Source organism: Lentilactobacillus sp. (assembly GCF_040773105.1).
GTDB lineage: Bacteria > Bacillota > Bacilli > Lactobacillales > Lactobacillaceae > Lentilactobacillus > Lentilactobacillus parabuchneri.
The window spans coordinates 1-6738 of record NZ_JAXGWW010000107.1 but is presented as its reverse complement, the minus strand read 5'-3'; the positions used below and the strand labels follow the sequence as shown (position 1 = coordinate 6738).

Below are 6738 nucleotides of genomic sequence, written 5' to 3'. Positions count from 1 at the left end.
TAACAGTGAATGTCGCAACACCTGGTAACAACCGAGAAAATTTCATAATAAATCCGCCTCTCTGAAATATATTAAACAAGGATCCTTCTTGATTGTACATTCATGAGCAAACGCCGTCAATGCTGATATTAAGGGAAATAAAGCCCTTACATAAATTTTATAATAATGACGCGAGTACAAACGTTTTAGTGAAATTTATTCAAAAAAACCGTTCGAAATTCGGACGGCTTTTGAGAATCTCTATTTATTTTTTTATGTTAAGCCCGCTTCCGGTCCTTAATGGTAAATGAAAGTAGGAAGGCAACGGCAGCGACAATCAATGTAAACCATAAACCAACGTGAACACCATTGGTAAATGCGATTTGATGACTGACTTGGCCAGCAGCGTTTTGGCCGAATGCCAAGAGGCTGGTTGCAATCGCCGTGGCAATGGCGCCGACAATTTGTTGGAAAGTGTTCATGATGGTACTTCCGTCGCCAGAAGTCTGTTCATCCAAGGCACCCAATCCAAATGTTTGGGCAGGAGACATTGCCATTGGCACACCCATCATGATGACAATATGAGCTAAGATGACATACCACATTGGTGACGTTGAACTGGCAAGCAGCAACATCACAATTCCGATAATGGTGATACCAAAGCCTAAGGTCGTTAATAACTTGGTGCTGACAGTGTCTGAGAATCGGCCGGCAACTGCGGATACAATGGCGTTAACCAGTCCACCGGGCAGCATCACAACTCCGGTTAAAGCAACTGGAATTGCCAACCCATTTTGCCAGAACATTGGCAAGAGGTACATGGATGAAAGGATGATTGCAAAGTCGAGCATTACCAGAACGGAGCCGACTGTAAACTGGCTCTTCTTGAAAACTCTGAAGTTTAAGATGGGCGTTTCAGAAACTAATTGACGTCGGATGTACCATGCAAGAACCAGCAATGAGACGATCAAGGTGCCCAATACTTGAGGTGAGGTCCAACCAGAATCACTGGCCAAGCTGACACCGGTCACTAAACCACCAAAACCAATTGTTGAAAGGATCAGTGATAACCAGTCGATTTTTGGCTTGGTGATGTCGCCGACGTTTGGCAAAAATTTAACAGCTAAAACGAACGCGATTAACAAGAATGGGACGAATAACCAGAAAATCCAGTGCCATGAAAGAATTCCCAAGATCATTCCGGCAAGCGTTGGGCCAACAGCTGGCGCAAACATGATGACCAAACCAATCATCCCCATCGCGGACCCTAACTTATAGGGTGGAAAGATTAAAGTGGCCACGGTAAACATCAGCGGTAAAATCAATCCGGTCGCAATTCCCTGAATCATTCGACCGACTAATAAAATAGCAAAGTTTGGTGCCAACGCGGAGATAACGGCGCCGACGATAAAGTCACACAGGGCGAATAAGACCAGTGAACGGGTGGTAAAAATTCTTTGTAGTAGTGATGACATTGGCAGGACAATTCCGATGACCAGCATGTAGCCGGTCACTAACCATTGCATGGTACCAATGCTGGTGTGAAGCTCGGTAATTAAGCTTGGCAGGGCGATATTCAGTGATGTTTCACTCAACATTCCAACGAAGCCGCCGATGAGCATTCCCAGCATGGCAAGAAATGGTCGGTCAACGGGCTTAGCAGCCTGCTTTTGTTTTGGTTGTGCAAATGTTTGATCTGCATTTAACGATTTTTCCATAAAATGTTTCTCCTAATTCTAAATTCTAAAAAATAATTATTCACGACAATTGATTACACTACCATAAAAAAAGATATCTCGTAAGTTTTATTTTCAATTACTTTCATAAATTTCTGAAAACAAGCACCGTGGGGATTTGTGAGAACGTTTCCCAAAATATGGACAGTTATGTAGACATTGTCCATACATTTATGCCGAATTTCTACTACAATAGAGGCAGATACAAAGAACAACGTCATTTTCGCTGAAATTTGAAACGGGGAGCGATTGGATATGAAACACACAGTATTAATTTTAACTGGGGTGGGTGTCATTGTTGCCGGTGCCTGCTTCTTGAAATCAATCGGCTGGTTTGAAGACGATTCACACCTGTATGATGAGTACGAGGCAAAATAATTGAGTTTGTTTGGAGGAATTTTTAATGACAAAAAATAAAGCAATTCTAATTGGTGCCGGTTTGGCCAATATGGCTGCGGCTGTTTATTTAATTCAAGAAGGCCACTGGCAGGGTGACCAAATCACCTTTTATTCAATTGATGATCACGGTTCGAATGATGGCTCACCCGCCAACGAGGCTGCAGGGGAGTATTGGAACAAGGTTCACCCCCTTGAAAATACGAAAGGCTTCGTTGCTCGTGGCGGTCGGATGCTCAACTACCGAACCTACGTGGATTTAATGGATCTGCTCAGTCGTGTCCCATCGGCAACTGAACCAGGGATGACTGCCGCAGAGGATACCCGTGAATTTGATGCCAACCACCGGACCTTTGATAAAGCCCGTTTAATGGAAGGCGGCAAGGGAATTATTAATGGCGGTAAGCTTGGTTTTAATAATAAGGACAGAATGAAATTGACTGAACTTTTGTTGATGCCGGATTCTAAGGAAGAAAAGCTTGATAATGTGACGATTGCTGACTACTTTAAGGATGATCCTCACATGTTTACCACCAACTTCTGGTACATGTGGGAGACAACCTTTGCGTTTAGAACCCAGAGTTCAGCGCAAGAACTGCGCCGTTACATGCACCAAATGATTTATGAGTTTACACAGATTGAGCACTTGGTCGGCGTTAACCGGACCCGATACAATCAATACGAAAGTATCATGTTGCCGCTGATTAATTATTTGAAGGAACAGGGTGTCAAGATTGTTCTCAATCGACGGGTGACGAACTTTGAATTCAAAGACACGCCGATGCAAGACGAAATTACCGTGACTGCTTTGCGCATGACCAATACCGAAACCGGCGAGGAAGAAGACGTTGCGGTTGACGATGATACGGCGGTTATTTTCACCAACGGTTCAATCACCGACTCGGCAACACTTGGCGATTTCAATACGCCAGCTGCCGAAAACATGGACTACGGCGCTGCTGCCAGCTTGTGGAAGAAAGCAACCAACCGCTTTTACAACTTGGGTAATCCGGATAAGTTCTTCAACGACCGGAATGCCAGTGAGTGGATTAGCTTTACGCTGACGACCAAGGATCATATTTTGCTTAATGAGATTACCCGAATTACGACTCAAGTTCCTGGGAATGCCTTGAACTCATTTATTTCGACGACACCGATTACACCAATGGGCAATAAAGACGTTAACATGTCGATTGTGGTCCACCACCAGCCTCATTTCACGACCCAAAAGGCAAACGAGGCGGTTATCTGGGGTTACTTCTTGTATCCACGTCGGAAGGGTGAGTTCGTTGATAAGCAGTACATCAAGATGACGGGTAAGGAAATGCTTGAGGAATTGCTCGGACAGCTCTCAAAGGTTGACCCGGGTCCGGGTAACATTATGGATAAGAAACAAGAAATTATGGACAGCGTCATCAACTGCATTCCAGCATATATGCCGTATGCGTCCGCGCTATTCAATAACCGGGCCAAGACGGATCGGCCAAAGGTTATTCCGGAACACTCAACTAATTTGGCATTTACGGGCGAATTTGTAGAGCAGCCATATCAAATGGTCTTTACGGAACAAAGTGCGGTCCGCTCGGGTGAAATCGCAGCGTACCACTTTGCGGGGGTCCCAATGGCCAAGTTGGTCAAAAATCCGCGTTATGATAAGGATATAAAGACGTTAGCCAAGGCAACGAGGAAGATGTTTAAATAAAAGAGAGCGTAACAAACCGTTTAGGATAGGCAAAATAAAGACACAATCCCAGTTATGCGATTACTCGCATGGCTGGGATTGTGTCTTTATTTTGCCTATCCTGGTTTGCGGAGCTCATTTCAGCTAAATAGCAGTGGAAAAACCATCCCAGTGGTGCGATTACTCGCATGGCTGGGCTTTGCCGTTATTTTATCTATCCTGGTTTGTGGAGCTCATTTCAGCTAGATAACAGTGAAAAAGCAATCCCAGTTATGCGATTACTCGCATAGCTGGGGTTTTGTCGTTATTTTCTCTTCCTTGGTTTGTGAAGCTCATTTCAGCTAGATAACAGTGAAAATATACCTGTCGAACACGAATAATTATTAATGCCATTTCACAAATCAATAACTGTTGATGACAAAATAGAAATGCAATAGGCTGAAGGAAAAACCAGTCCTAGCAACCGTTTTCCAATTCCCTCAATCTTAGAATCTGTGTTCCTCTAAATAAATATTCATATAATGTGAAGAAATATCATCGAAAATCTGCTAATATATGACATAACAATATAAATTAGTTCTTCAGAAGTGAATGATTATTTAGAGCCGTTATTTGTTCCCAAAGCCAAAACAGAAAGTAGGAATAACCTTGACCAACGTAAAGACATATATTGAATCGATTAAAGATCAAATTGACCATCGTGACCCTGACCAAAAGGAGTTTCAAGAGGCGGTATTTACCGTTTTGGATAGCTTGGCACCCACTTTGGAAGCCCATCCTGAATATGTTGAAGCAAACCTTTTAGCACAATTGGTGGAGCCGGAACGGGTCATTCAATTCAGGGTTCCTTGGCAGTCTGATGACGGTCAATTTAACGTCAACCGTGGATTTCGGGTTCAGTTTAATTCTGCAATCGGGCCATATAAGGGTGGACTGAGGTTACATCCCAGCGTTAACTTGAGCGTGGTCAAATTCCTGGGCTTTGAACAAATTCTCAAAAATAGTTTGACCGGATTGCCAATCGGTGGCGCTAAGGGTGGTTGTGACTTCGATCCAAAGGGCAAATCCGATTCCGAAATCATGCGCTTTTGTCAAAGCTTTATGACCGAACTACAACGTCATATTGGTCCGGATTTGGATGTTCCTGCCGGCGATATTGGGGTTGGTGGACGGGAAATCGGCTACTTGTTTGGAGCTTATAAACGACTGAACGGATTTAAAAATGGCGTTCTGACTGGAAAAGGGCTCACCTTTGGCGGTAGTCTTGCCAGAACTGAGGCCACTGGGTTCGGTCTTCTATACTACACGAACGCGATGTTGAAAGCTCAAGGAGATACGCTGACTGGAAAGAAAATCAGAATTTCCGGTTCCGGAAATGTGGCCACCTATGCGATTCAAAAGGCAACCGAGTTGGGAGCAACTGTCATCACGGTGTCCGATTCCAACGGCTACATTTATGATCCCAAGGGAATTGACTATCAAGTTGTCAAACAAATCAAGGAAGTTGAACGTGGCCGTATTCGTGAGTACGCGGATCGGGTCGCTTCGGCTGAATACCATGGCGGATCTGTCTGGGACTTTGACGTTGACTATGATGTGGCCTTACCCTGTGCCACTCAAAATGAGATCAACAAGGATCAAGCCAAGTTGATCGTTAAAGATGGTGCCAAATACGTGTGTGAAGGGGCCAATATGCCAAGCTACCCAGACGCAATTGCGATTTATCGGGATGGCGGCTTGCTGTACGGCCCTGGAAAAGCTGCCAATGCCGGTGGCGTGGCCGTGTCAGCCCTTGAAATGAGTCAAAACAGTGAGCGGTTGGCTTGGAGCTTTGAAACGGTGGATAATCGCCTGCAGGATATCATGGAAGATATTTTTGCCAAGTCAGAAGCTGCCGATAAGAAATATAAGTTGGACAAGGACTATCAGGCTGGTGCAAACATTGCCGGGTTTGAAAAGGTTGCAGAGGCAATGATGGCCCAGGGACTGGTTTGATTTAAAAAGATGAGCAGCACTAATCGAAATGATTAGGCTGCTTTTTTAGTTGGACTAATTGATATGAATAAATATATAATAAAATGGATAATTATAGACTAACAATGAGAAAAGACCTCATTGCAATGCCAATAGTTACCCCTGTAATCACGAATACTGACATGGATGTTACTTCTTTGAACATGTAATATTGACCAAGCACTTCCCTTAAAGTTGATAAAATGATATATTTTATAAAAGCGATTTGTGAGGAGTGAATGAGTTGAAAATTATTAGAAAAAATCTTATCGTGTTAGTAACCACCTGCGCGTTTTTATTTATAATGAATAATATTGCATCTGCTCAATCGCGTGAACATTATACGATTGGCGTCGGGCCAACCTTTGTGCCGTTTGAAATCCAGGCCAAAAATGGGTCATACAACACCGCTCATCCTGGCTTAGACGTCGAAATTCTACGGGCAGCCGCTAAAAAGGAGAACTTCACCTACACGCTCAAAGTCATGAACTTTGCGGCGGCCGTTCAGGCGCTGGAAGGAAATCAGGTTGATGGCGTGATCGCCGCGATGATGGCGACTCCTGAACGGGCGCAAAAGATTGATTTTTCAAAGCCATACTATAACGTTGGCTTGGCACTCGCTGTTCCAAAGGGCAGTTCCATTAAGGGATACAGCGACTTAAGAGGCAAAACGGTTGCGGTTAAGACAGGATCGACCTCCGAGCAGTACGCTGAAAGTATTCAAAAGAAATACGGGTTTCACATTACCCGATTCAATGACAGTAATACGGAATTGAGCAACGTCCTAGTTGGCAACTCAGCAGCGGCCATTGATTCCACGGCGACCTTGCTGTATTCGATCAAGAATAAGATGAACTTGAAATTAGTCGGTAAGGCGGCCAACAAGAATCCAGTTGCGTTTGGTGTTAAAAAAGGACATAATCAAGAACTTTT

General features: G+C 44.0%; 5 protein-coding genes. 4 read left to right on the top strand and 1 reads right to left on the bottom strand.

What is annotated here, in order from left to right; all coding sequences use genetic code 11:
* Positions 1-257: 257 nt before the first annotated feature.
* Complete coding sequence (locus tag AB3112_RS06820; protein ID WP_084973528.1) at positions 258-1697, bottom strand: DHA2 family efflux MFS transporter permease subunit; 1440 nt, start codon at positions 1695-1697, stop codon at positions 258-260.
* Positions 1698-1970: 273 nt separating this feature from the next.
* Here AB3112_RS06820 and AB3112_RS06815 point away from each other — a divergent pair, with 273 nt between their 5' ends.
* The 4 genes from AB3112_RS06815 to AB3112_RS06800 all read left to right on the top strand — a co-directional run.
* Positions 1971-2093: a hypothetical protein gene (locus AB3112_RS06815; RefSeq protein ID WP_257786596.1), complete on the top strand. Its 123-nt coding sequence runs from the start codon at positions 1971-1973 to the stop codon at positions 2091-2093.
* A gap of 25 nt (positions 2094-2118) precedes the next feature.
* Positions 2119-3813 (top strand): oleate hydratase, encoded by a 1695-nt coding sequence (locus AB3112_RS06810; protein ID WP_367334162.1) that lies wholly within the window; start codon positions 2119-2121, stop codon positions 3811-3813.
* A 627-nt stretch (positions 3814-4440) separates the two neighbouring features.
* Complete coding sequence (gene gdhA, locus AB3112_RS06805; protein ID WP_367334161.1) at positions 4441-5787, top strand: NADP-specific glutamate dehydrogenase; 1347 nt, start codon at positions 4441-4443, stop codon at positions 5785-5787.
* A 322-nt stretch (positions 5788-6109) separates the two neighbouring features.
* The coding region (locus AB3112_RS06800; RefSeq protein WP_367334160.1) for a transporter substrate-binding domain-containing protein at positions 6110-6738 on the top strand (629 nt) is incomplete at its 3' end.